This is a genomic window from Pseudomonas sp. P4_C1 (assembly GCF_056402155.1).
The window spans coordinates 63,368-83,913 of record NZ_JBFUHY010000010.1 but is presented as its reverse complement, the minus strand read 5'-3'; the positions used below and the strand labels follow the sequence as shown (position 1 = coordinate 83,913).

Sequence of the window (20,546 nt, the reverse complement as noted above, 5' to 3'; positions counted from 1 at the left end):
CTTGTCTTTGATTGCGTGCGAAGCCTTTGAGTCAGGGCTGGAGTTTGCGCACGAACACCTTGTTTGAATAAGCTTCGATTTTCTCGTGGACCCGTCTACGGTAGTTTTCAAAGACCCGTCGGTCGAACACAAACACCCCGCCACCGGGAATGATCGCCAGCTCTCGATCGAACTCGCTCCACAGGAAAAAGTCGCTTTCAATCACGGCCGCGCTGTAGCGCAAGCCAAGCAGGCAGACGACCACTTCACCCGAGGCGAGCCGCTCACAAGGCGCGCACTTGAGGATACCCGAGCCGCCATTGGCAACATTGCCGCGAAAGAAATCCCAGGCAAACTCATCCAGCCGCAAAGCCTTATAGGTGCTCTCGAGGAGCTGGCCCAAGCGCTCCACGCCCAAGCGGCCCATCACGCTGTAACTGACGCTGAGCAATTGATGGACACTGGTGACCCGGATCGGATCAGCCGGAATGATGGCCTTGAGCCTGTATCCCGCCTTGAGCAATCGCCCTTGAAAATAATCGAACCAGGCCTTCCTCGACACTTGGCCCGGGTATTTCTCGTTGGCCGCCAGTTCCGCGTACAACAGGCAGTCCTGTATATCCTCCTGGTCTTGCAAATTTACCCGCGGGGTAAAGGACAGCAGACAACCACCCACTACGACAGCATTAACAGACTCAAGCATATTTACCCCATACAGCCAGTGCTTTAATCGATTACATCGATCAAAGCCCGCCCGCCTTATTGATCTGTCAATTGTTTGAAAAGGCCATCGGCAAATTGGTCGTTATAGGCATACACCATGTTTTTCTTTCGCTCGAATGCACGTCGATTAAACTTGCGCACACCGGCCCCCTGGAAAATTTGCAACCCCTGAGTCTTGTAGGTCACGAATAAAAAGTCGCCGTTGTATTCCTTGTCCACCAAGTCAAGACCGCCCAACAACATGGACATGCCGCCGCCTGGCGTCGCAATGCAAGGAACAGCCTTGAAGCTGACGACATCGTTTTTCCTGCTGCCGACATCGACAATTTTCAACGCGTCCTTATCGCCCCTCAATTTGCTGAAACCCGACGCCACCAGGTTCAGGACGCTGCTTGCTCCACCGGAGATAACGGTCTCAAGCACTTGCAAAATCGCTTCATTCATCGTGATGGTGAGCTGTTTGCTGACGTATTTCTTGTAGGTGAAGCCTCCCGTCACCCAGCCCACCGCCAACAATGCCTCGTTGTACTTCAGGTAGCGTTCTTCGTTGCTGGCTTCCTTGGGCAGGCTCCGGACCTGCGCTTCGGCAAACTGCTGGCAGTCCAGCGCATCCTGCCGGTCGTCCTCAGAAAGTGCCTGGTCGAACACCACCAGCGAGGGCCCTACTACCGAATCCCCCACACCTTGCGCCGACGAATCACTCGGTGCTGCGCCCAGGATCGAGGTGGAACGCTTGGTCCGCGCCCGTGGCGCGACGTTTTTCAGTTCTGCCGCAATGCCTTCGAAATACTTATCCTGCATGGCATCATCAAATGCGACTTGAGCCACTGAGTAATCATTTATATCGACCATTTAAATCTCCATTTAATCAATAAGCCGCCTCATGCGACCAGCTGAAAACTAAAGCGCGGAGTTGAATCGGTCAAAGTAAAAACACTCAGAACTTATTTCAGGAACTATTAGAAAATAAAAAGGCCCGCGACAACTTTCGTCAATCGCAGGCCCTATCGTTAGTTGTTGCCTTGAACATCAGCGACCTTTGAGCAAAGCCGCTTTCACTCAGGTGACTGGCTTGCTTGGGTACCAGCGTGGCGTGTAAACCCAATCACCGCCGCCGACCCGCGGAAAAACACAGGTCAGGGATGAGCCGATCAAGACCATCGTGCGCATATCGACCTGGTCGGGAGTCAATTGGCCAAGAGTAGTGACGCGCAGCGCTTGCCCCGGACGCCCGATGTCCCGGCCCAACACCACAGGAGTCTCAGGCACGCGGTGCCGAGCGACGATGTCCAGCGCCTGGCCCAATTGCCACGGCCGTGAACGTGAGATCGGGTTGTAGAAGGCCAGGGCCAGATCGGCTTGAGCGGCCAGGTCCAGGCGTTTTTCGATGATTGCCCAGGGCTTGAGGTTATCCGACAGCGACAGCACACAGAAATCATGCCCCAGCGGTGCACCGGCCTGGGCGGCTGTCGCCAGCGAGGCGGAAACCCCCGGCAAAATCTCGAGTTCGACATTGTGCCAATGGACGTCGGTGGATTCGTGCAGCGCCTCCAGCACAGCCGCAGCCATGGCGAAAACCCCCGGATCCCCTGAAGAAACCACCACCACCGAACGCCCCTGGGCCGCCAGTTCAAAGGCGTGACGGGCGCGTTGCATCTCTTCGCGGTTGTCAGTGCAATGCAGCACCTGATCGGCGCGAAACGGCCCGGCCATGCGCACGTAAGTTTCGTAGCCCAATACATCGTTGGCACGGGCCAGTTCAGCCTTCACTGCCGGTACCATCAGTTCCGCGGCACCTGGCCCCAGACCGATCACAGCCAGGCGTCCGCGAGGCCGGCCAATCTGCAACGGATCCAGCGGCTGACCGGTCACCGCAATAGCCAGCGTATCGTCGCCATGGAGGGTGACGGGCTCGCCGATAGCCAAGCGCAGGCGCTCACCGAGATCACCCTCGACGCTGGCAAAACGCAGCGGCACGCCCAATTCAAGCGCCGCTTCCCGCAGCCCGGGACTGGCCATTTCGGTGTCGGCGGCTAACAGGCAGGCCAGCGACTGCACAGCGATTTTTGCCTGATGCAATGCCTCGCGAACCGCCACTGCGACGTTCACCAGACCAGCATCCACAGCGACCATCACATTGCGCGGGTAGATCAACAATTCGTTGGCCGCGGGTGCCCGTTCGGCATGACCGACATGCACCGCCAGTCGGGCCTGAGCATCTTCGGGCAACTGCGCCTGCGCCAGCCATGGGGCTTCACCCTCAATGCGCACCGTTTCGCCGGCCAGCAGATCGGAGACAAAACGCTTGCCCAGTTCCAGATCACCAAGGGCATAACCGCTGGGCGGGTTGAGCAGGCAGGTGCCGAAACGCAACTCGCCGCTGGTAGTGATCGCCGCAGCGACTTCAAGTGCGGTGGCAATCTCCCGCGCCATCACATTCACCCCGCCGAGACCGCCCAGCAGCGGCACTACGGCGCTGCCGTCTTCAGCCACCGCCAATACTGGTGGCTCGGCGCCCTTTTCCAGCAACAAGGGCGCCAGCGTGCGGATCACGATCCCGGCCGCGCACAGGGCAATGATCGGCGTGCCCTGTTGATAGAGCTCGCGCAGGGTCGCACCGAATTCGTGATAGACCCGGTCCGCGCCTTCGACCCGTTCGGCCAGACCATGGATCAGGGCTTCGGGGTACACCTGTTGAATGCTGCGCGCGGTAGCGAGGCTGCCATTGCCGAGAATGACAATCGCCGGAACTGGACGGGTCATCAGCCTTGCCACCTTTCGCCGGGAACGATGATCAACGAGAAATACGGCGAGGACATCGGCTCGACCTGATCCAGCGGCACGATCTTCTGATTGGCCATGGTCGCGCGTTCGACGTACAGCGCACGTTCGGCCAGGCCGAGCTCTTCCAGCACCTGGCGGACCTTGGGAAAGTTGCGCCCCAGTTTCATGATCACCGCCGCATCGGCATCGGCCAGGCGACGCTTGAGTTCGTCGTGCGGCAGCACACCGGACAACACCGACAGACTCTGATTGCGATATACCAGCGGTGCACCGAGCACCGAGGCGCCACCAAGCATCGAACACACACCGGGCACGACCTCAGCCTGATAGCGCTCGGCGAGCCGGTCGTGCAGGTACATGTAGGAGCCGTAGAAAAACGGATCGCCTTCGCAGATCACCGCCACATCACGGCCCGCGTCGAGATGCTCGGCCAGTTCTTGCGCAGCGTCATCGTAGAAGTCGCTGATCACTTGTTCATAGGACAACGGTGCCGGCAAGGCTTCGGTGGTCACCGGGTACACCAGTGGCAACAAATTCTGTGCGTCTTGCAGGTGTGCTTCGATGATGCCGAAGGCATTGCCCTTCTTGCCCTTGGCGACGAAGTACGCCACCACCGGGGATTCGCGCAGCAAACGCAGGGCCTTGATGGTGATCAGTTCCGGATCACCGGGGCCGACGCCGAGGCCGATCAAACGTCCAGGTTGCTGCATCATTCGATCTCCGTGGCGAGGGCATTGACAGCGGCGGCGGCCATGGCGCTACCGCCCAGGCGACCCTGCATGATGACAAAAGGCACGCCACGGCTGTCAGCCGCCAGTGCTGCCTTGGATTCGGCTGCGCCGACGAAACCCACCGGAAAACCGAGGATCAACGCCGGTTTCGGCGCACCGGCGTCGAGCATTTCCAGCAAGTAAAACAGCGCCGTCGGCGCATTGCCGATGACCACCACACTGCCTTCCAGATGCGGGCGCCACAGTTCCAGCGCGGCGGCGGAGCGGGTGTTGCCCAGCTCGCGAGCCAGTGCTGGAACACTGTCATCGCGCAGGGTGCAGATCACCTGGTTGTTCGCCGGCAAGCGTGCGCGGGTCACGCCCTCGGAGACCATCCGCGCATCGCACAGGATCGGCGCACCGGCCGCCAGCGCATCGCGCCCCGCCTTGCCCGCACCTTCGGAAAACTGCAAACCGTCGATGGCCTCGACCATGCCGCAGGCGTGGATCACACGCACCGCGAGTTTCTCCAGATCGGCCGGGATGCGGTCGAGGTTGGCCTCGGCGCGAATGATCGCGAAGGAGTTGCGATAGATCTCCTGACCGTCGCGGATGTAATCAAGCATCAAGGGGGCTCCGTGAGCGGGCGTCGAGCAAGGCCGCGACCGCTTCAATAGTAAGGTTGCGTGCGTGCAGCGCGCCGAAACCCGGCTGCGCTGCATCGCGTAAATAGAGATCGTAGTGACCGGGGGCCACGGCCAGCAAAGTGACGGGCGCCGTATGCGCGGCGGCGCAGGAACGCGGGCAACCGCTCAAATGTACGTTCGGTGCTTGTCCGTGACGCTGCAGCACTTCGGCCAATTTCAGGGCATCACCCTTGGTCTCGGCCAACCCCTTGGCGCAACCGATGGAACCGGTGCAGGCGATCAACCGGGACAATGGCTGATCGGCTTCGCACTGCAAGCCCAGACATTGCAATTGCCGAATGACCTCGGCGGCGTTGTTCACGCGGACATTGGGCAGCAGCAGGCTTTGCCAAGGTGTGAAGCGCAGACTGGAATCACCGAACTCGCGTGCCAGTTGCGCCACACCTCGCAGCATCGTCGGATCGAGCCGACCCAGCGGCGGGACAGCCCCCACATAGACAACACCGGGCTCGGCCTGGGGATGTGCGCCGATGTGCACATCACTGGAGCCCGAAACCCGCTGCCAACCGACAACCGCTTGCATCGATACTCGCTCAGCCAGCCGAAGCAGTACGAACTCGACCGAGTATTCGGCCAGCAAATGACGCATACGCGTCTGCTCGGGGCGCGCCAGTTCCAGGAACAACTCAAGGACCGCGACCACCAGCGCGTGCCCGTCATCGAGTGCAACCGAACCGGCGGGGCTGTCCGTCGGGCATCCCGCCAGACCGAACGCGAACCGTCGCTCACCGTATTGCTCAAACGCCGAGAGCCACAGGTCATGGGGATGTTCGAGCATCGTCAGGTCTTCGCCACCATCGAGTTGCACGGCGAACTTGGCACTGAGGTCGTGGAACGCTTCCTGGCTTTGCAGTGTGGCAAGGATCTGCCCGGCCAGCGGGCGAGTGTCGAACAGCATGCGCCGATCGATCCCGGCGCCGGGGCTGAGCATCAGGTTGCGTACATCGTCGCCAGCCGCCGTGCGCGGCCCCAGATCGGCGGCCAACAGGCTGTCGATCAACGCCGATTGCTCGTTGCCGATGCCGCGGATCTGCAGATTGGCCCGGTTGGTCGCCTCGATCGCCCCGCTGGCGTAACGCTCGGCCGCAGACGCTACGGCCTCGGCCTGGTCGCTGCTGATCGAACCACCGTTCAACTTGATCCGGCAGATGCCGCCATCCAGTGCCGGCACGATACGCAGCAACCCCGGGCAAGCCGAGGGGCGTAAGGCAGTGGACAGCGGACGTTGGTTCAAGGCGGACCCGTTCAGGTGGCGAGGCGATTCACGGCGAAAGTGCGCGGTATTATGCCTGCTTTACTTCGCTGCATGAAAAGACTCCGGTCGGGAAGAGAAGGCAGTCAGCTCAAGGAACCCGCGCTATCATGCCGCCCAACAACGTTTAACGCGTGATTGAGGAATGGCATGACACCCTGGCTGACGGTAGTAGGCATCGGCGAAGACGGTTTCAAGGGCCTGGGCAAGAATGCCCGGCATGCGCTGTTGCGCGCCTCGAAAATCTTCGGCGGCCAGCGGCATCTGGATTTGCTCCCGCCGTGCATACGCGGCGAGCGCCAGCCGTGGCCGACCCCCTTCTGCCTGGAGTCGCTACTGTCGCGCCGTGGCGAACCCGTCTGCGTCCTGGCCAGTGGCGACCCGATGTTCTTCGGCGTCGGCGCCAGCCTCGCCCGGCAACTCCCCGCAGCCGAGATGCTGACGCTTCCCGCGCCGTCCTCCTGCTCACTGGCCGCAGCACGAATGGGTTGGCCCTTGCAGGAAGTGGTCACCCTTTCGGTGGTGGCCCGGCCTGTCGCCGCACTCAACGCCCACCTGTCCAGCGGCGTGCGCTTGCTGGTATTGAGCAACGACGGCCGCAGCCCCGCAGCCATCGCGGCCCTGTTGCGCGAACGTGGCTTCGGCCCTAGCCGTCTCACCGTGCTGGAACACCTGGGCGGTGAAACCGAGCGGCGTATCGACGGTATCGCCAGCGACTGGAACGATCCGCGGATCGCCGACCTGAACCTGATCGCCATCGAGTGCGTCGCCGAGCCGAACACGCTGCGCCTGTCGCGACTGGCCGGCCTGCCCGACTCGGCCTTCCGGCACGACGGCCAATTGACCAAACGCGATGTGCGCGCCATCACCCTCGCGCGCCTGAGCCCGGTCCCTGGCGAACTGTTGTGGGACGTCGGCGCCGGCAGTGGCTCGATCGGCATCGAATGGATGCGCGCTCACCCCAGTTGCCGCGCACTGGCCATCGAGGCGGATGCGGGCCGACAAACGTTGATCGAACACAACCGCGATGCCCTCGGCGTTCCCGGCCTGCATCTGGTTCGCGGCAGTGCGCCGCTGGCCTTGGCCGGGCTGGAGCGACCGGATGCGATTTTCATCGGCGGCGGAGTCACCCGCGAAGGCGTACTCGATACGTGCTGGGCCGAACTCAAACCCGGGGGCCGGTTGGTCGCCAACGCTGTCACCCTGCAAAGTGAAATGACCCTGATGGCCTGGCGCGAGCAACACGGTGGGGAGCTGACACGCATTCATATCGCACAAGCACAACCGCTGGGCGACTTTGACACCTGGCGCCAGGCCTTGCCGATTACTTTGCTGGACGTGACGAAACCCTTCGATGCGTGACGAAACCGCCGAACAACCCGCACCACTGCGCAGCGGCCTGACCACCGGCAGTTGCGCCACGGCCACCAGCCTCGCCGCCGCGCGTCTGCTGCTGGATGGCACATCGGCCGATGCGGTGGAAATCGTGTTGCCCAAGGGCAAACAGGTGCAGATGCGCCTGGAGTTCTGCCGCCTCACCGAGGACGGCGCCGAAGCGGGAACCCTCAAGGACGCCGGTGATGATCCGGACGTGACCCATGGTGCCCTGCTCTACTCCCAGGTGCGCCTGAATAGCGAACCCGGGACTCGCTTCAAGGCCGGTCGCGGCGTCGGCACAGTGACCCGACCCGGGCTGGTGCTGGGTGTCGGCGAGCCCGCGATCAACCCGGTGCCGCGCAAAATGATCAGCGAACACCTGGCCCGGCTGGCCGACGAACTCGGCTACAGCGGCGGCTTCGAGGTCACGGTCAATGTCGAGAACGGCGAGGCGCTGGCATTGAAAACCATGAACCCGCGCCTGGGCATTCTTGGCGGCTTGTCGATACTCGGAACCAGCGGCATCGTCCGACCGTTTTCCTGTGCGGCCTACATCGCCTCGATCCACCAGGGCATCGACGTGGCGAAAACCAACGGTTACCTGCACATCGCCGCCTGCACCGGCAACGCCAGCGAAGACACCATGCGCCGGGTCTACAACCTGCCGGAAATCGCCCTGATCGAAATGGGCGACTTCGTTGGCGCCGTGCTCAAGCACCTGCGCAAAGTACCGGTGGAAAAACTCAGCCTGTGCGGTGGATTCGGCAAGATCAGCAAGCTGGCGGCCGGGCACATGGATTTGCACAGTCGCCATTCGAGCATCGACCTGCCGCAACTGGCGCTATGGGCGGCACAGGTCGGCGCCGATGCGGCGTTGCAGCAGAGCATCCGCGAAGCCAACACCAGCCAGCAGGCACTGGCCATGGCCGCCGCAGCCGGGGTCGCCCTGGGTGATGCAGTCTGCCGGCACGCCTTGGACTTTGCCCGCAGCGTGGTGCCGGCGCAGGTTCAGGTGGAAGTCTTTGCCATCGATCGCCAGGGCGGGATTGTTGGCCATGCAGGGGCCTTTCAATGAAGCGCATCCTGTTGCTCGGCGGCGTGACTGAAGCCATGGCCATTGCCCGCACGCTGGGACCGCTGCACATCTACAGCCTGGCCGGTGTCGGTCGGGTGCCGACGGACCTGCAATGCCAGGTTCGTGTCGGTGGCTTTGGCGGTGCCGAGGGCCTGGCGCAATTCATTAGCGATGAAGGCATCGATCTGCTGCTCGATGCCACTCACCCCTACGCGGCCCAAATCAGCCAGAACGCCGCGACCGCCGCGCGCTTGAGCGGCATTCCCTGCTGGGCGCTACGGCGTCCGGCCTGGGAAGCCCAGGCGGGGGATGACTGGCGGGAAGTCAGCGATTGGGCCGAACTGATCGAAGCCCTGAAGCCCTTCCGCCGACCGCTGTTCACCCTCGGTCGCGAACCTCTGCAACACCTGGATGAAATTCCTGCGGAGCAATTCTGGACCCTGCGCGCACTGGACCTGTATCCGGGCAACGAGCGCTGTGAAGTGATCGGCGCACGTGGGCCATTCCTGATCGACGATGAACGTGAGTTGTTCGAACGGCGAAACATCGACGTGCTGATCAGCAAGAACAGCGGCAGCACGGCCACCGAGCCGAAGCTGGAAGTCGCACGTGAGTGTGGGGTGCCGGTGATTGTCTTGAAGCGCCCCGAATTGCCAAGTGTGGAACGGGAATTTGGCTCGGTGGCAGATATGCTGGATGCCCTACCAGTGTAGGACTATTCCTTAGACCTGCTGAACCTTGCGATTCCGCTGGCAGTATTCTCAGACGAAACTGGCTATCGACTCTACGGCCTCAATCCTATAGTTCGCCTCCCCCTGAACCAATCAAGCGCACCCAACATCCACAGGGATGAATGGTCTCGCCCAAAAGAAAGTGCCGCTTGCCACTCTGTATCCCAAGGAATACGATTCAACATGATCGAATTTGAGCGATCCCAAGTATTTGCTGACTGGCTCAACTCGCTGAGGGACACCATCGGCAAAGCTCGAATAATTGCCAGACTCCGGGCAGCCGAGTATGGAAATTTTGGTGATTGTGAATCTGTAGGTGCTGCGGTTTATGAGATGCGCGTTCACTACGGCCCGGGCTACAGGATGTACTTCACTCGCAGAGATGAGGTGATTTACTTGCTGTTGATCGGGGGTGACAAGTCGACTCAAAAACGAGATATCAAACGTGCTATTCAAATGGCACACAATATCGGTAATGAGGAGTAAATCATGGCCGAACAATTTACCCGTTTTGATGCCGTCGAGTTTCTCAAAACTCCGGAGGAAATGGCGGCTTATCTGGATGCCTGCTTTGAAGAAGATGCCGGAGACGGCGTGCTGATACGTGCAGCGCTCAACGATATCGCCCGAGCAAAGGGCATGACACAAATCGCCCGTGATGCCGGTCTGGGGCGCGAGAGTCTTTACAAAGCGCTGAGCAGTAGTGGCAATCCGGAATTCGCGACTATCATGAAAGTTATGAAAGCCTTGGGTCTGCGCTTGCATGCCATCGCTGTCTGATTACGCTGCGACACCAAACCGCACGCCGCCTTTTTACTTATCGGCCCTGATCAGGCTAAATAGCCCGCGCCTGATCACCTACCCAAACGGATTTGTCCCATGTCCCGACAACGGCTCGCAATTGCCTGGATAGCCTGCTTCGCAGTGCTGTTCAACATGCTCGCCATGCCGATGTCCGGAGCGATGGCGCAAACGACGAAGTCACCTGCCGAACAGTTGTTGTGGGGCAGTTTCTGCAGTTCCAGCGGCACCAGGATGGTGGCGATTTCCATCGGGGACCTTGAACAGAAAGCCCCGCAAAGCGACGATCATTCCAACATGCAGCATTGCTGGTGCTGCTCCGGTTCTGCGCCATTGGTGGCGTTGCCGGGGCATTCGCCACAGCTGAATTTCGCCCGCTTCGAGTCCAACCGAAGCGTGCCTGCCACCTCCCTCGAAAGCCCGTCACCGCGCCAGCAATGGCCGAGCCTCAACCCCCGCGCGTCCCCTCTGGTGTGATTTTTTCTCGCAATTGACTGCGTTTTAAATCGTTCCGGAGAACTGTCATGTTGAACAAACTCATCGTTCTGGCCGCGTTGCTGCTGCCTGCCTGCTTTGCCAATGCCCACGAATACAAAGTCGGCGAACTGGAAATCGCGCATCCGTGGTCCCAGGAGTTGCCACCCAATGCGCCGACCGTTGCGGCGTATTTCGTGATCAACAACGAAGGCAAGACCGCCGACCGCCTGCTCAGCGTCGACACCCCCATTGCCGGCGAAGCGCAATTGCATGAGCACGTGATGCAAGGCAACATGATGAAAATGCAGCACGTACCGAGCGTGGAAGTGCCCGCCGGAGGCGAGGTTACTTTCGCGCCGATGGCCTATCACGTGATGTTGCTGGACCTCAAGGACCGCAGCCTGCTGGTTGACGGCAAGCGTTTCCCCATGACGTTGCACTTCGAGAAGTCCGGTGACGTGACGGTCGAAGTTGCGGTGCAGAAGCAGGCGCCGGACGCCATGCAAGCGCACGTGCACAAGCCGTAATCACCTGAACTGAAAACGCCCATGCGCCCGCTTAGCGCCAGGTCATCCAGGTCACGCGATCAGGCATTGAGCCTGACACGCGGCAGCTGGATCAGCCTGTTCGCCATGCTGATGATCTTTATCGGCCCGCTGATCTCTCAGTCGATGCCGATGGATTCGCGCGCCATGTCGATGACCATGCCTGTAGGTATGAGCATGGACATGTCGGCGATGGAGCATGCCGACCATGCCACGCAAGCCACCGCCGAGCATTGCCCGCCTGCCCCGGGGCACCATGTGCTGTGGGAAAAGTGCGGCTATTGCAGCCTGCTGTTCAATTGCCCGGCGCTGACCGGTGGCGTGTCTTTCGCCAACTTCGTCATCCCGCCCGTCAACACCTTCACCCCCCCCTCCCCACGCCTGGGCCATGCCCGGCAAACCTTCTTCCCCGGCGCCCGCCCCCGCGCCCCGCCCGTCGTCGCGTAATCACTCACTTCTGATTTCACACGGTCCGCAAGACAGCCACGCTCATTCCCACAGGGATTGTGCAGGCTGCCGGCCGTGTCGTTTACGACTGTTCGATGGAAATTGTCATGTCCAGGTTTTCTGCTGTCCCGTGCTTGAGTCCTGCCCAAACCTCTTATGCCCTGAACGAATCCGCCGTTCGTTTCAGGCACGCCACCGCGATCCTGTGCGGTGCCTTGCTGGCGCCTTCTGCGCTTGCCGATGAGCATGCCGGTCACAGTGAAGAACTGAGCCCGACAGTGATTACCGCCGTTGCCCCCAGTTCACCTTTGACCATCGTCACCAACCCCAAGGACCCGCGCCAACCGGTGCCGGCCAGCGACGGTGCCGATTACCTGAAAACCATCCCCGGCTTCGCCATGGTGCGCAATGGCGGCACCAATGGTGATCCGGTGCTGCGCGGCATGTTCGGCTCGCGGCTGAACATTCTCACCAACGGCGGCATGATGCTCGGCGCCTGCCCTGGCCGGATGGACGCTCCAACTTCCTACATTTCGCCGGAAACCTACGACAAGCTCACCGTGATCAAAGGCCCGCAAACCGTGCTGTGGGGACCGGGTTCTTCGGCCGGGACCATCCTGTTCGACCGCGAGCCGGAGCACTTCGGCGAACTCGGCACACGGGTCAACGCCAGCGTACTGGCTGGCTCCTACGGTCGCTTCGACAAACTGGTGGACGCTGCCGCCGGTGGCCAGTCGGGTTACGTGCGGGTCATCGGCAACACCGCGCACTCCGACGACTACCAGGATGGCAACAACGACACCGTGCCGTCGCGCTATGAAAAATGGAACGGCGACGTGGCCGTCGGCTGGACGCCGAATGCCGACACCTTGCTGGAGCTGACCGCCGGCCGTGGCGATGGTGAAGCCCGGTACGCCGGGCGCGGCATGGACGGTTCGCAGTTCCTGCGCGAGAGCCTCGGCCTGCGCTTCGAGCAGTCCAACATCGGCGACGTACTGGATAATATCGAGGCGCAGGTCTACTACAACTACGCCGACCACGTGATGGACAACTACACCCTGCGCACGCCGTCCGGCAGCGGGATGATGGCCGGGCCCATGGCCTCCAACGTCGACCGCCGCACCCTCGGCGCCCGGGTCAAGGCCACCTGGCGCTGGGCCGATGTGCAACTGATCAGCGGCATCGACGCGCAGACCAACGAACATCGCCAGCGCAGCGCCATGGGTGTCGACGCCTACAAGGACCTGCCGTACACCAAGGATGCCGACTTCCATAACTACGGTGTGTTCGGTGAAATGACCTGGTACGCCGCCGACCGTGACCGCCTGATCAGCGGCGCACGCCTGGACCGCGCCTCGGCCAAGGATTATCGGAAGACCATCGGCTCGGGCACGATGACCCGCCCGAATCCGACCGCCGACGATACCCGCGCCGACACCCTGCCCAGCGGTTTCATCCGCTACGAGCACGACCTGGCCGACAGCCCGACCACCTTGTATGCCGGCCTCGGTCACATCCAGCGATTCCCGGATTACTGGGAGCTGTTTTCACCCAAGTCCGGCCCCGCCGGTTCGGTCAATGCTTTCGATTCGATCAAACCGGAAAAAACCACCCAGCTCGATTTCGGCCTGCAATACAAGACCGAAGACCTCGAAGCATGGGCCTCGGCTTACGTCGGGCAGGTGCGCGATTACATCCTGTTCAACTACACCCCGACAATGATGGGTACGACCTCGCAAGCCGAAAACATCGACGCGCGAATCATGGGCGGTGAACTGGGCGCCGCCTACAACTTCACCGAGAACTGGAACGCCGACGCGACCCTGGCCTATGCCTGGGGCAAGAACAGCAGCAATGGCAGTGCATTGCCGCAGATGCCGCCGCTGGATGCCCGTTTCGGCCTGACCTACAGCGAAGATAACTGGAGCGCCGGCGCACTGTGGAGAGTGGTCGCCGCGCAAAACCGTATCGACCAGAACAAGGGCAACGTGGTCGGCAAGGACTTCGGCAAGACGCCGGGGTTCGGCGTGTTCTCTCTCAACGGTGCCTATCGGATCAACAGCAACTGGAAGGTCAGCAGCGGCGTCGACAACCTGTTCGGCAAGGCTTACGCCGAGCACTTGAACCTGGCCGGTAATGCCGGTTTCGGCTACCCGGCCAATGACCCGCAAGCCATCAAGGAACCGGGGCGCACGCTCTGGACCAAGGTGGACATGAGCTTCTGAGAACAGCCCAGGCAGGCCGCTCTTTTGTGGGAGCGAGCCTGCTCGCGATCGGTTGCGCAGCAACCGCAAAAACAAACAACTAAAAGATCCAGCCAAGCGGAGCACACGTGATGAAACAGCCCAAAGTGAATTTCTACAACCTGGCGTGGCGCTGGCATTTCTATGCCGGATTGTTCGTTGCGCCGTTCATGGTGATGCTGGCCTTGACCGGTACTATTTACCTGTTCAAACCGCAACTCGATTCACTGATGTACAGCAGCCTGCTCAACGTCCCGGCCGGTCATCACACCGTCCCGGCCGACGACCTGCTCAACCGGGTGAAAGCGGCGTACCCGCAAGGGACCGTCAAGCAATACCTGCCACCGGTCAATGCCGAGCGCAGCGCCCAGTTTGTCGTCCTCAATGGCGGCAACGAACTGAACGTTTTTGTCGATCCATACCACGGCGACATCCTCGGCGAGCAAGACGCCAAGAAGAACCTGCAAGCCATTGCCCGGTCGATTCACGGCGAGCTGATGATCGGCACCGTTGGCGATCGGCTGATCGAACTGGCCGCCGGTTGGGGCGTGGTGCTGGTGGTGTCCGGGATTTTCCTGTGGTGGCCGCGCGGTCAGGCAGCAGGCATCTTGTGGCCGCGCCTGAACAGTCGCGGTCGAATCTTGTGGCGTGACCTGCACGCGGTCACCGGGTTCTGGGGCGCGTCCCTGCTGCTGGTGATGCTGCTCAGCGGCATGACCTGGACCGGCTTCTGGGGCAAGCAGTACGCTGAAGTGTGGAACGTGTTCCCGGCGGCCATGTGGGATGACGTACCGAAGTCCGATGTCGAGGCGCGCAGCCTCAACACCACCACCCGCCAGACCGTGCCGTGGGCCATGGAAAATACGCCGATGCCAATGTCCGGCGATCATGCCGAGCACATGGCCCACGACGGCGCAGCGGCCGGTCCGGCATCGCCGACCATACGCCTGCAGGACGTACAAAACATCGCCAGAGAGCGCAAGGTCGAAGCGGGTTACAGCATCACCCTGCCGACCACCGCGACTGGCGTGTTCACCATCGCCGTGTTCGCCGACGACCCACGCAATGACGCCACCCTGCACATCGATCAGTACACCGGCAAGGTCCTGGCCGATGTACGTTTCGAGCAGTACGGTACCGTCGCCCGCGCCACGGAAATCGGCGTGATGCTGCACGAAGGCAAGATGTTCGGCACGTTCAACCAGATCATCGTGTTGCTGATCTGCCTGATGATTTTGCTCAGCGCGGTCAGTGGCGTGGTGATCTGGTGGAAGCGTCGCCCCCAAGGAAAACTCGGCGTGCCGCCACTTCGTCACGACCTGCCGAAATGGAAAACTGCGACGGTGATCATGTTCGCCCTGGCGGTGGCCTTCCCGTTGGTGGGCGCGTCGCTGGTGGTGGTGTGGGTGCTGGATCGTGTGCTGCTGTCGCGTTTCACCCGGCAAACTGAATCGGCCTCATCTTCATCTTGAAACAGGCGAGATGCGCGGGGCGAAAGGCACTGTAAACTCCCCGCGAATCATCTCAGCCCCATCGCGAGCAAGCTCGCTCCCACAGGGATTGCGTAAAACCTGTGGGAGCGRGCTTGCTCGCGATGGGGCCCTTGGCATCACCTCAAGAGCCACTGCATGACCTCGCTGAACCTCACAAACCTCACCTGGTCCCCACTGGGTCACGGCCATTGCCACCACCAGTTCCAGCTGCGTGACGCCTCGCTACACGTGGCCGCCGGTGAGTTCGTCGGGCTGATCGGCCCCAACGGCAGCGGCAAGACCAGCCTGTTGCAGTGTGCCTGGCGCTTCAGCAAACCGGAAAGCGGTGAAGTCAGACTCGATCATCAGAATATCTGGAAGCAATCCTCGCGCTGGTGCGCGCAACGCATCGCCGTGGTGCTGCAGGAGTTCCCTGATGCCTTCGGCCTGACCGTCGAGGAAGTGGTCGCCATGGCGCGCACGCCGCACAAAAGCTTGTTCGATGGCGACACCCTCGAAGACCGCGACCTGATCAATCAGGCTCTGGAATCCGTCGGCCTCAAGGGCTTCGAAGACCATGGGTTCGCCACCCTCTCCGGAGGTGAAAAACAGCGGGTCATCCTCGCCCGCGCCCTGGCCCAGCAACCACAGTTGCTGATCCTCGACGAGCCGACCAACCACCTCGACCCGCGTTATCAGCTTGAGCTTTTAAGGTTGGTCAAGCGCTTGAACATCGGCACCCTGGCGAGCATCCACGACCTCAATCTGGCGGCGGCTTTTTGTGATCGGCTGTACGTGATCAACCATGGTCGTATCGTCGCCAGCGGCACACCGAAAGAAGTCCTGACGGCTGCGCTGCTGCGCAATGTGTTCGGCGTCGAAGCCCTGATCGATGAGCATCCACTGCACGGCTACCCACGAATCACCTGGATAACCCAACCATGACTTTGCGTTCCCTGCTGCGCTGCGGCCTCTCTCTCGTGATGCTGCTGGGCAGCGTCCAGGCGTTGGCCGAAGCCACCCGTTACCCGCTGACAATCAAAAGCTGCAACCGCGAGGTGACCTTCACGCAGGCACCAAAACACGCCCTCAGCCACGACATCAACATGACCCAGATGATGCTCGCCCTCGGCCTCAAGCCACGGATGGCCGGTTACAGCGGTATCAGTGGCTGGAAGGCCGTGACGCCGGAGATGCAGGGCACTCTCGAAGGCCTGCCGGAGCTGGCGGCCAAGTACCCGTCGGTGGAAACCCTGCTCAATGCCAACGTCGATTTCTTCTTCGCCGGCTGGGACTACGGCATGCGTATCGGCGGCGACCTCACGCCACAAACCCTGCAACCGCTGGGCATCAATGTGTATGAGCTGAGCGAATCCTGCGCCTTCGTAATGAAGCGCCCACCGGCCAGCCTCGAAGACACCTACAACGACCTGCGCAACCTCGGCAGAATCTTCGACGTGCAGGACCGCGCCAATGCCCTGATCGCCAGCATGCAGGCGCAAGTGGTGGATATACGCAAAGACCTGCCCGCAGAGAAACCGCGGGTTTTCCTGTACGACAGCGGCGAAGACCGGGCCATGACCTCAGGGCGACTGGGCATGCCGCAAGCGCTGATCGACGCCGCTGGCGGACGCAATATTCTGGAAGATGTCGACGCGAGCTGGACCCGGGTCAACTGGGAGAGCGTGGTCGATCACAATCCACAGGTGATCGTGATCGTCGACTACAGCGAAATCACCGCCGAACAGAAGATTCAATTCCTGCTGGGCAACAAGGCCCTGCAATCGGTGGATGCGATCAAGCACCAGCGCTTCATCGTCATCCCTTACGTGCAGGCCACGCCGGGGATCGATAACGTGCTGGCGGTCGCCACCCTGGCCAAGGGTTTCCACGGCGAATGATCAACCGTCGCTACGCTCTGTTGCTGATCGCCCTTGGTGCGCTGTTGCTGGTGTCGTGCGTGGTGTCCCTGGGTTTCGGCCCGGCGCGGGTGCCGCAGGATGTGGTGTGGCGCATCCTGTTGCACAAGCTGTTCGGTTTCGGTGTGCCGGACTGGAGCCCCGGACAGGAACATATCGTCTGGCTGATCCGCGTCCCGCGCATGCTGCTCGGCGCGCTAGTGGGCGCCGGGCTGGCATTGATCGGCGCGGTGCTGCAAGCGGTCACGCGCAACCCGTTGGCTGACCCGCATTTACTCGGCGTCACGTCCGGCGCGACCTTGGGCGCGGTGATCGTGGTGCTGCATGTCGGTGAGATCGTTGGCCTGTTGACCTTGCCCATCGCCGCGTTCATTGGTGCATTGCTGAGCATGCTGGTGGTGCTGATGATCGCCAGCCGCCACGGTCGCCTCGACAGTGATCGTTTGTTGTTATGCGGTGTGGCGGTGTCGTTCGTGATGATGGCGATTGCCAATTTGCTGCTGTTCCTGGGCGACCATCGTGCCAGTTCGGCGGTGATGTTCTGGATGCTCGGCGGGCTCGGGTTGGCACGCTGGGAGCTGCTGGCGGTGCCGACAGCCTGTGTGTTGCTCGGGCTGATTTTGCTGCTGGGCATGGCGCGACCGCTGAATGCGCTGATGGCCGGCGAACAGACGGCGGTGACCCTGGGCCTGAATGCTCGCACCGTGCGCCTGCGGGTGTTTTTGATTGCCTCATTGATGACCGGGGTGCTGGTGTCGATCAGCGGCTCGATCGGTTTTGTCGGGCTGATGGTGCCGCACATTGCGCGGCGTCTGGTCGGCGCTGAACACCGAAGATTGCTGCCGGTGTGCGTATTGCTCGGCAGCGTGTTTCTGGTCTGGGTCGACGTCGCCGCCCGGACACTGATCGCCCCCGAAGACTTGCCCATCGGCGTTGCCACTGCGGCGATTGGCGGGTTGTTCTTCATCGGCTTGATGCGACGTCGTTAACGTCATCTTTAATTAAAAAGTTTCAAAATTGCATTTACGCCTGGAAAAACCTCGTATTGAGTTAACGCTTAACAAGTTCACCATCATGTTCATACTCCGCTCTCGCGAGTTCAACTGTAAAACGCTCGCGTACTTCAACGACGATTATTCCTACAAATCAATCGCCACAACTCCTACAAGAGCGAAAAGAGGTAAACATGTTCAAGAAGCTCATCGCATCCATCGCACTTGTTTCAGCCCCCGCATGGGCAGTGCAGCCCCCCTTTACTGGCGTTGACTACAGTGGCCGGTATCAATGTACCGGAATGGACAGCCATATCGGTGCATTTGAAGGTGTTGTCGACATGAAGCTCAATATCGAACAAAGTACCGGCGAACACGGTGCCTACGGCTTTACGCTAACGTTGCTCGACAACTCCCGGCATGACGGATTTGCTGCCGCCAATTTGAGTTCTCTGGCGATTTACTTTGCCCATACGGATCCGTCACTCAAGGATTACGGCGTCGGGATTGCGAAAATTGCTACAACCCCTGACGGGAAAACTTCATTCACCAAGTACTACTACGGCCCGGAGTACGAAGGTGGCGGACATGGTTTTGAAACCTGCATTAAAAGCTGACATTCGTCGTTCACAAAGCTGATACCCATTGTTGAATCCTGTGGGAGCGAGCCTGCTCGCGATGGCGGTATTTCAGTTAATGCCGATGTTGTCTGACCCAGCGCTATCGCGAGCAGGCTCGCTCCCACAATTGATCGATGCTACCCGCCCCAATCTGGCGCACCTCTTCGCACCAACGCGCCAGACACGATCCTTCATGGTGCGCCACCAAACCCTTCAATCGCTCTAAAACGACATTTCCCTGCCTTTTGCCGACCGGGCACAGCCCTTGCAAAACACACCTTCAGTAGTCCGCATCTGCCAACCAAGAAAACTCATAAGTTCATGGAGATCGCACAATGAAGCGTCGCAGTTTGATCAAGGCTTTCACACTCTCGGCAAGCATCGCCGCGATGGGCATGACCTGGACTGTCCAGGCCGCCGAGACCATCAAGGTCGGTATTCTGCATTCGTTGTCCGGCACCATGGCGATCTCCGAAACCTCGCTTAAAGACATGGCGTTGATGACCATCGATGAAATCAACGCCAAGGGCGGCGTGAACGGCAAGATGCTGGAACCGGTAGTCGTCGACCCAGCATCGAACTGGCCGCTATTTGCCGAAAAGGGCCGGCAGTTGCTGACTCAGGACAAGGTAGCGGTGGTGTTCGGTTGCTGGACTTCCGTGTCGCGCAAATCGGTACTGCCAGTGTTCGAAGAACTCAACGGCTTGCTGTTCTACCCGGTGCAATATGAAGGCGAAGAAATGTCGCCGAACGTGTTCTACACCGGCGCCGCGCCGAACCAGCAAGCGATCCCTGCCGTTGAATACCTGATGAGCGAGGAAGGCGGTAGCGCCAAGCGCTACTTCCTGCTCGGCACCGACTACGTCTACCCGCGCACCACCAACAAGATCCTGCGTTCGTTCCTGCACTCCAAGGGCGTGGCCGACAAAGACATCGAAGAGGTCTACACCCCGTTCGGTCATAGCGATTACCAGACCATCGTCGCCAACATCAAAAAATTCTCGGCGGGCGGCAAGACAGCGGTTATCTCCACCGTCAACGGCGACTCCAACGTGCCGTTCTATAAAGAACTGGCCAACCAGGGCCTGAAAGCCACCGACGTTCCGGTCGTGGCGTTTTCGGTCGGCGAAGAAGAACTGCGCGGCATCGACACCAAGCCACTGGTGGGTAACCTGGCGGCGTGGAACTACTTCGAATCGGTCGAGAACCCGGTGAACAAGAAGTTCGTCGATGACTGGAAAGCCTACGCGAAGAAACACAACCTGCCGGGCGCCGACAAGGCGGTGACCAACGACCCGATGGAGGCCACTTATGTCGGCATCCACATGTGGGCGCAAGCGGCGGAAAAAGCCAAGTCCACCGACGTCGACAAAGTCCGCGAAGCCTTGGCCGGCCAGACCTTTGCCGCGCCGTCCGGTTACACCCTGACCATGGACAAGACCAACCACCACCTGCACAAGCCGGTGATGATCGGCGAGATCCAGTCTGACGGTCAGTTCAACGTGGTGTGGCAGACCGAAGGGCCGATCCGCGCCCAGCCGTGGAGCCCATTCATCCCGGGCAACGACAAGAAGCCGGAGTATGCGGTGAAGAGCAACTGAGCCACTGGGTGTCGGCGCCAGGCACGAAGCCTGAGGCCGACACAAATCCCTGTGGGAGCGAGCTTGCTCGCGATGACGGCGGTACATTCAA

Annotated in this window: 21 protein-coding genes; 15 read left to right on the top strand and 6 right to left on the bottom strand. The window is 60.8% G+C overall.

Going from position 1 to position 20,546, the window contains the following annotated elements:
- Positions 1-31 precede the first annotated feature (31 nt).
- The 6 genes from AC1DU9_RS09460 to cobG all read right to left on the bottom strand — a co-directional run bounded on the left by AC1DU9_RS09460 (position 32) and on the right by cobG (position 6,137).
- Positions 32-583 (bottom strand): hypothetical protein, encoded by a 552-nt coding sequence (locus AC1DU9_RS09460; RefSeq protein WP_477810052.1) that lies wholly within the window; start codon positions 581-583, stop codon positions 32-34.
- Between the two features lie 155 nt (positions 584-738).
- Positions 739-1,554, bottom strand: coding sequence for a hypothetical protein (locus AC1DU9_RS09455; protein WP_223462761.1), 816 nt, complete (start codon positions 1,552-1,554; stop codon positions 739-741).
- A gap of 207 nt (positions 1,555-1,761) precedes the next feature.
- Positions 1,762-3,465, bottom strand: coding sequence for a precorrin-3B C(17)-methyltransferase (gene cobJ / locus AC1DU9_RS09450; RefSeq protein WP_223462760.1), 1,704 nt, complete (start codon positions 3,463-3,465; stop codon positions 1,762-1,764).
- Positions 3,465-4,196 (bottom strand): precorrin-2 C(20)-methyltransferase, encoded by a 732-nt coding sequence (locus AC1DU9_RS09445; protein WP_223462807.1) that lies wholly within the window; start codon positions 4,194-4,196, stop codon positions 3,465-3,467. The genes cobJ and AC1DU9_RS09445 overlap by 1 nt, the downstream gene beginning before the upstream one ends.
- The gene (locus tag AC1DU9_RS09440; RefSeq protein WP_108218487.1) at positions 4,196-4,822 is read right to left on the bottom strand and encodes a precorrin-8X methylmutase; all 627 of its coding nucleotides are present in this window, start codon (positions 4,820-4,822) and stop codon (positions 4,196-4,198) included. Before AC1DU9_RS09440 ends, AC1DU9_RS09445 begins: the two co-directional genes overlap by 1 nt.
- Entirely contained in the window at positions 4,815-6,137 is a 1,323-nt protein-coding gene (cobG, locus tag AC1DU9_RS09435; protein ID WP_477810051.1) for a precorrin-3B synthase, read from the bottom strand. Before cobG ends, AC1DU9_RS09440 begins: the two co-directional genes overlap by 8 nt.
- Positions 6,138-6,305: 168 nt before the next feature.
- Here cobG and cbiE point away from each other — a divergent pair, with 168 nt between their 5' ends.
- The 15 genes from cbiE (at position 6,306) to urtA (ending at position 20,455) form a co-directional block, all read left to right on the top strand.
- Positions 6,306-7,517, top strand: coding sequence for a precorrin-6y C5,15-methyltransferase (decarboxylating) subunit CbiE (cbiE, locus tag AC1DU9_RS09430; protein WP_223462758.1), 1,212 nt, complete (start codon positions 6,306-6,308; stop codon positions 7,515-7,517).
- Positions 7,510-8,607 (top strand): cobalt-precorrin-5B (C(1))-methyltransferase, encoded by a 1,098-nt coding sequence (locus AC1DU9_RS09425; protein WP_223462757.1) that lies wholly within the window; start codon positions 7,510-7,512, stop codon positions 8,605-8,607. The genes cbiE and AC1DU9_RS09425 overlap by 8 nt, the downstream gene beginning before the upstream one ends.
- The gene (locus AC1DU9_RS09420) at positions 8,604-9,320 is read left to right on the top strand and encodes a cobalt-precorrin-6A reductase (protein ID WP_223462756.1); all 717 of its coding nucleotides are present in this window, start codon (positions 8,604-8,606) and stop codon (positions 9,318-9,320) included. The genes AC1DU9_RS09425 and AC1DU9_RS09420 overlap by 4 nt, the downstream gene beginning before the upstream one ends.
- A gap of 201 nt (positions 9,321-9,521) precedes the next feature.
- Positions 9,522-9,824, top strand: a complete 303-nt coding sequence (locus AC1DU9_RS09415) for a type II toxin-antitoxin system RelE/ParE family toxin (protein ID WP_477753253.1) — start codon at positions 9,522-9,524, stop codon at positions 9,822-9,824.
- A 3-nt stretch (positions 9,825-9,827) separates the two neighbouring features.
- Positions 9,828-10,118, top strand: a complete 291-nt coding sequence (locus tag AC1DU9_RS09410) for an addiction module antidote protein (RefSeq protein ID WP_007994260.1) — start codon at positions 9,828-9,830, stop codon at positions 10,116-10,118.
- Between the two features lie 99 nt (positions 10,119-10,217).
- Positions 10,218-10,616 carry a DUF2946 domain-containing protein gene (locus AC1DU9_RS09405; RefSeq protein ID WP_477810050.1) on the top strand — a complete coding sequence of 133 codons (399 nt, stop codon included), beginning with the start codon at positions 10,218-10,220 and terminating at the stop codon, positions 10,614-10,616.
- A gap of 47 nt (positions 10,617-10,663) precedes the next feature.
- Positions 10,664-11,143: a copper chaperone PCu(A)C gene (locus AC1DU9_RS09400; protein WP_477810049.1), complete on the top strand. Its 480-nt coding sequence runs from the start codon at positions 10,664-10,666 to the stop codon at positions 11,141-11,143.
- A gap of 21 nt (positions 11,144-11,164) precedes the next feature.
- On the top strand, positions 11,165-11,608 hold the full coding sequence (locus AC1DU9_RS09395; RefSeq protein ID WP_457266116.1) for a DUF2946 domain-containing protein: 444 nt from the start codon (positions 11,165-11,167) through the stop codon (positions 11,606-11,608).
- 107 nt (positions 11,609-11,715) lie between these two features.
- Positions 11,716-13,833: a TonB-dependent copper receptor gene (locus tag AC1DU9_RS09390; RefSeq protein WP_477810048.1), complete on the top strand. Its 2,118-nt coding sequence runs from the start codon at positions 11,716-11,718 to the stop codon at positions 13,831-13,833.
- 110 nt (positions 13,834-13,943) lie between these two features.
- The gene (locus AC1DU9_RS09385) at positions 13,944-15,323 is read left to right on the top strand and encodes a PepSY-associated TM helix domain-containing protein (RefSeq protein WP_477810047.1); all 1,380 of its coding nucleotides are present in this window, start codon (positions 13,944-13,946) and stop codon (positions 15,321-15,323) included.
- A gap of 156 nt (positions 15,324-15,479) precedes the next feature.
- Positions 15,480-16,268: an ABC transporter ATP-binding protein gene (locus AC1DU9_RS09380; protein WP_477810046.1), complete on the top strand. Its 789-nt coding sequence runs from the start codon at positions 15,480-15,482 to the stop codon at positions 16,266-16,268.
- Entirely contained in the window at positions 16,265-17,224 is a 960-nt protein-coding gene (locus tag AC1DU9_RS09375; protein ID WP_477810045.1) for an ABC transporter substrate-binding protein, read from the top strand. The genes AC1DU9_RS09380 and AC1DU9_RS09375 overlap by 4 nt, the downstream gene beginning before the upstream one ends.
- On the top strand, positions 17,221-18,231 hold the full coding sequence (locus AC1DU9_RS09370) for a FecCD family ABC transporter permease (RefSeq protein WP_223463617.1): 1,011 nt from the start codon (positions 17,221-17,223) through the stop codon (positions 18,229-18,231). Before AC1DU9_RS09375 ends, AC1DU9_RS09370 begins: the two co-directional genes overlap by 4 nt.
- Before the next feature lie 197 nt (positions 18,232-18,428).
- Positions 18,429-18,851 (top strand): hypothetical protein, encoded by a 423-nt coding sequence (locus AC1DU9_RS09365; protein ID WP_477810044.1) that lies wholly within the window; start codon positions 18,429-18,431, stop codon positions 18,849-18,851.
- A gap of 338 nt (positions 18,852-19,189) precedes the next feature.
- A complete protein-coding gene (gene urtA, locus AC1DU9_RS09360) occupies positions 19,190-20,455 on the top strand; it encodes an urea ABC transporter substrate-binding protein (protein WP_007996683.1) in 1,266 nt (421 codons plus the stop codon).
- Positions 20,456-20,546 lie beyond the last annotated feature (91 nt).

Bases quoted from the DNA above. Each gene is read 5' to 3' on its own strand.
- AC1DU9_RS09455 (WP_223462761.1), bottom strand. From the start codon at position 1,554: ATGGTCGATATAAATGATTACTCAGTGGCTCAAGTCGCATTTGATGAT.
- cobJ (WP_223462760.1), bottom strand. From the start codon at position 3,465: ATGACCCGTCCAGTTCCGGCGATTGTCATTCTCGGCAATGGCAGCCTC.
- AC1DU9_RS09445 (WP_223462807.1), bottom strand. From the start codon at position 4,196: ATGCAGCAACCTGGACGTTTGATCGGCCTCGGCGTCGGCCCCGGTGAT.
- AC1DU9_RS09440 (WP_108218487.1), bottom strand. From the start codon at position 4,822: ATGCTTGATTACATCCGCGACGGTCAGGAGATCTATCGCAACTCCTTC.
- cbiE (WP_223462758.1), top strand. From the start codon at position 6,306: ATGACACCCTGGCTGACGGTAGTAGGCATCGGCGAAGACGGTTTCAAG.
- AC1DU9_RS09425 (WP_223462757.1), top strand. From the start codon at position 7,510: ATGCGTGACGAAACCGCCGAACAACCCGCACCACTGCGCAGCGGCCTG.
- AC1DU9_RS09420 (WP_223462756.1), top strand. From the start codon at position 8,604: ATGAAGCGCATCCTGTTGCTCGGCGGCGTGACTGAAGCCATGGCCATT.
- AC1DU9_RS09415 (WP_477753253.1), top strand. From the start codon at position 9,522: ATGATCGAATTTGAGCGATCCCAAGTATTTGCTGACTGGCTCAACTCG.
- AC1DU9_RS09410 (WP_007994260.1), top strand. From the start codon at position 9,828: ATGGCCGAACAATTTACCCGTTTTGATGCCGTCGAGTTTCTCAAAACT.
- AC1DU9_RS09405 (WP_477810050.1), top strand. From the start codon at position 10,218: ATGTCCCGACAACGGCTCGCAATTGCCTGGATAGCCTGCTTCGCAGTG.
- AC1DU9_RS09400 (WP_477810049.1), top strand. From the start codon at position 10,664: ATGTTGAACAAACTCATCGTTCTGGCCGCGTTGCTGCTGCCTGCCTGC.
- AC1DU9_RS09395 (WP_457266116.1), top strand. From the start codon at position 11,165: ATGCGCCCGCTTAGCGCCAGGTCATCCAGGTCACGCGATCAGGCATTG.
- AC1DU9_RS09390 (WP_477810048.1), top strand. From the start codon at position 11,716: ATGTCCAGGTTTTCTGCTGTCCCGTGCTTGAGTCCTGCCCAAACCTCT.
- AC1DU9_RS09385 (WP_477810047.1), top strand. From the start codon at position 13,944: ATGAAACAGCCCAAAGTGAATTTCTACAACCTGGCGTGGCGCTGGCAT.
- AC1DU9_RS09380 (WP_477810046.1), top strand. From the start codon at position 15,480: ATGACCTCGCTGAACCTCACAAACCTCACCTGGTCCCCACTGGGTCAC.
- AC1DU9_RS09375 (WP_477810045.1), top strand. From the start codon at position 16,265: ATGACTTTGCGTTCCCTGCTGCGCTGCGGCCTCTCTCTCGTGATGCTG.
- AC1DU9_RS09370 (WP_223463617.1), top strand. From the start codon at position 17,221: ATGATCAACCGTCGCTACGCTCTGTTGCTGATCGCCCTTGGTGCGCTG.
- AC1DU9_RS09365 (WP_477810044.1), top strand. From the start codon at position 18,429: ATGTTCAAGAAGCTCATCGCATCCATCGCACTTGTTTCAGCCCCCGCA.
- urtA (WP_007996683.1), top strand. From the start codon at position 19,190: ATGAAGCGTCGCAGTTTGATCAAGGCTTTCACACTCTCGGCAAGCATC.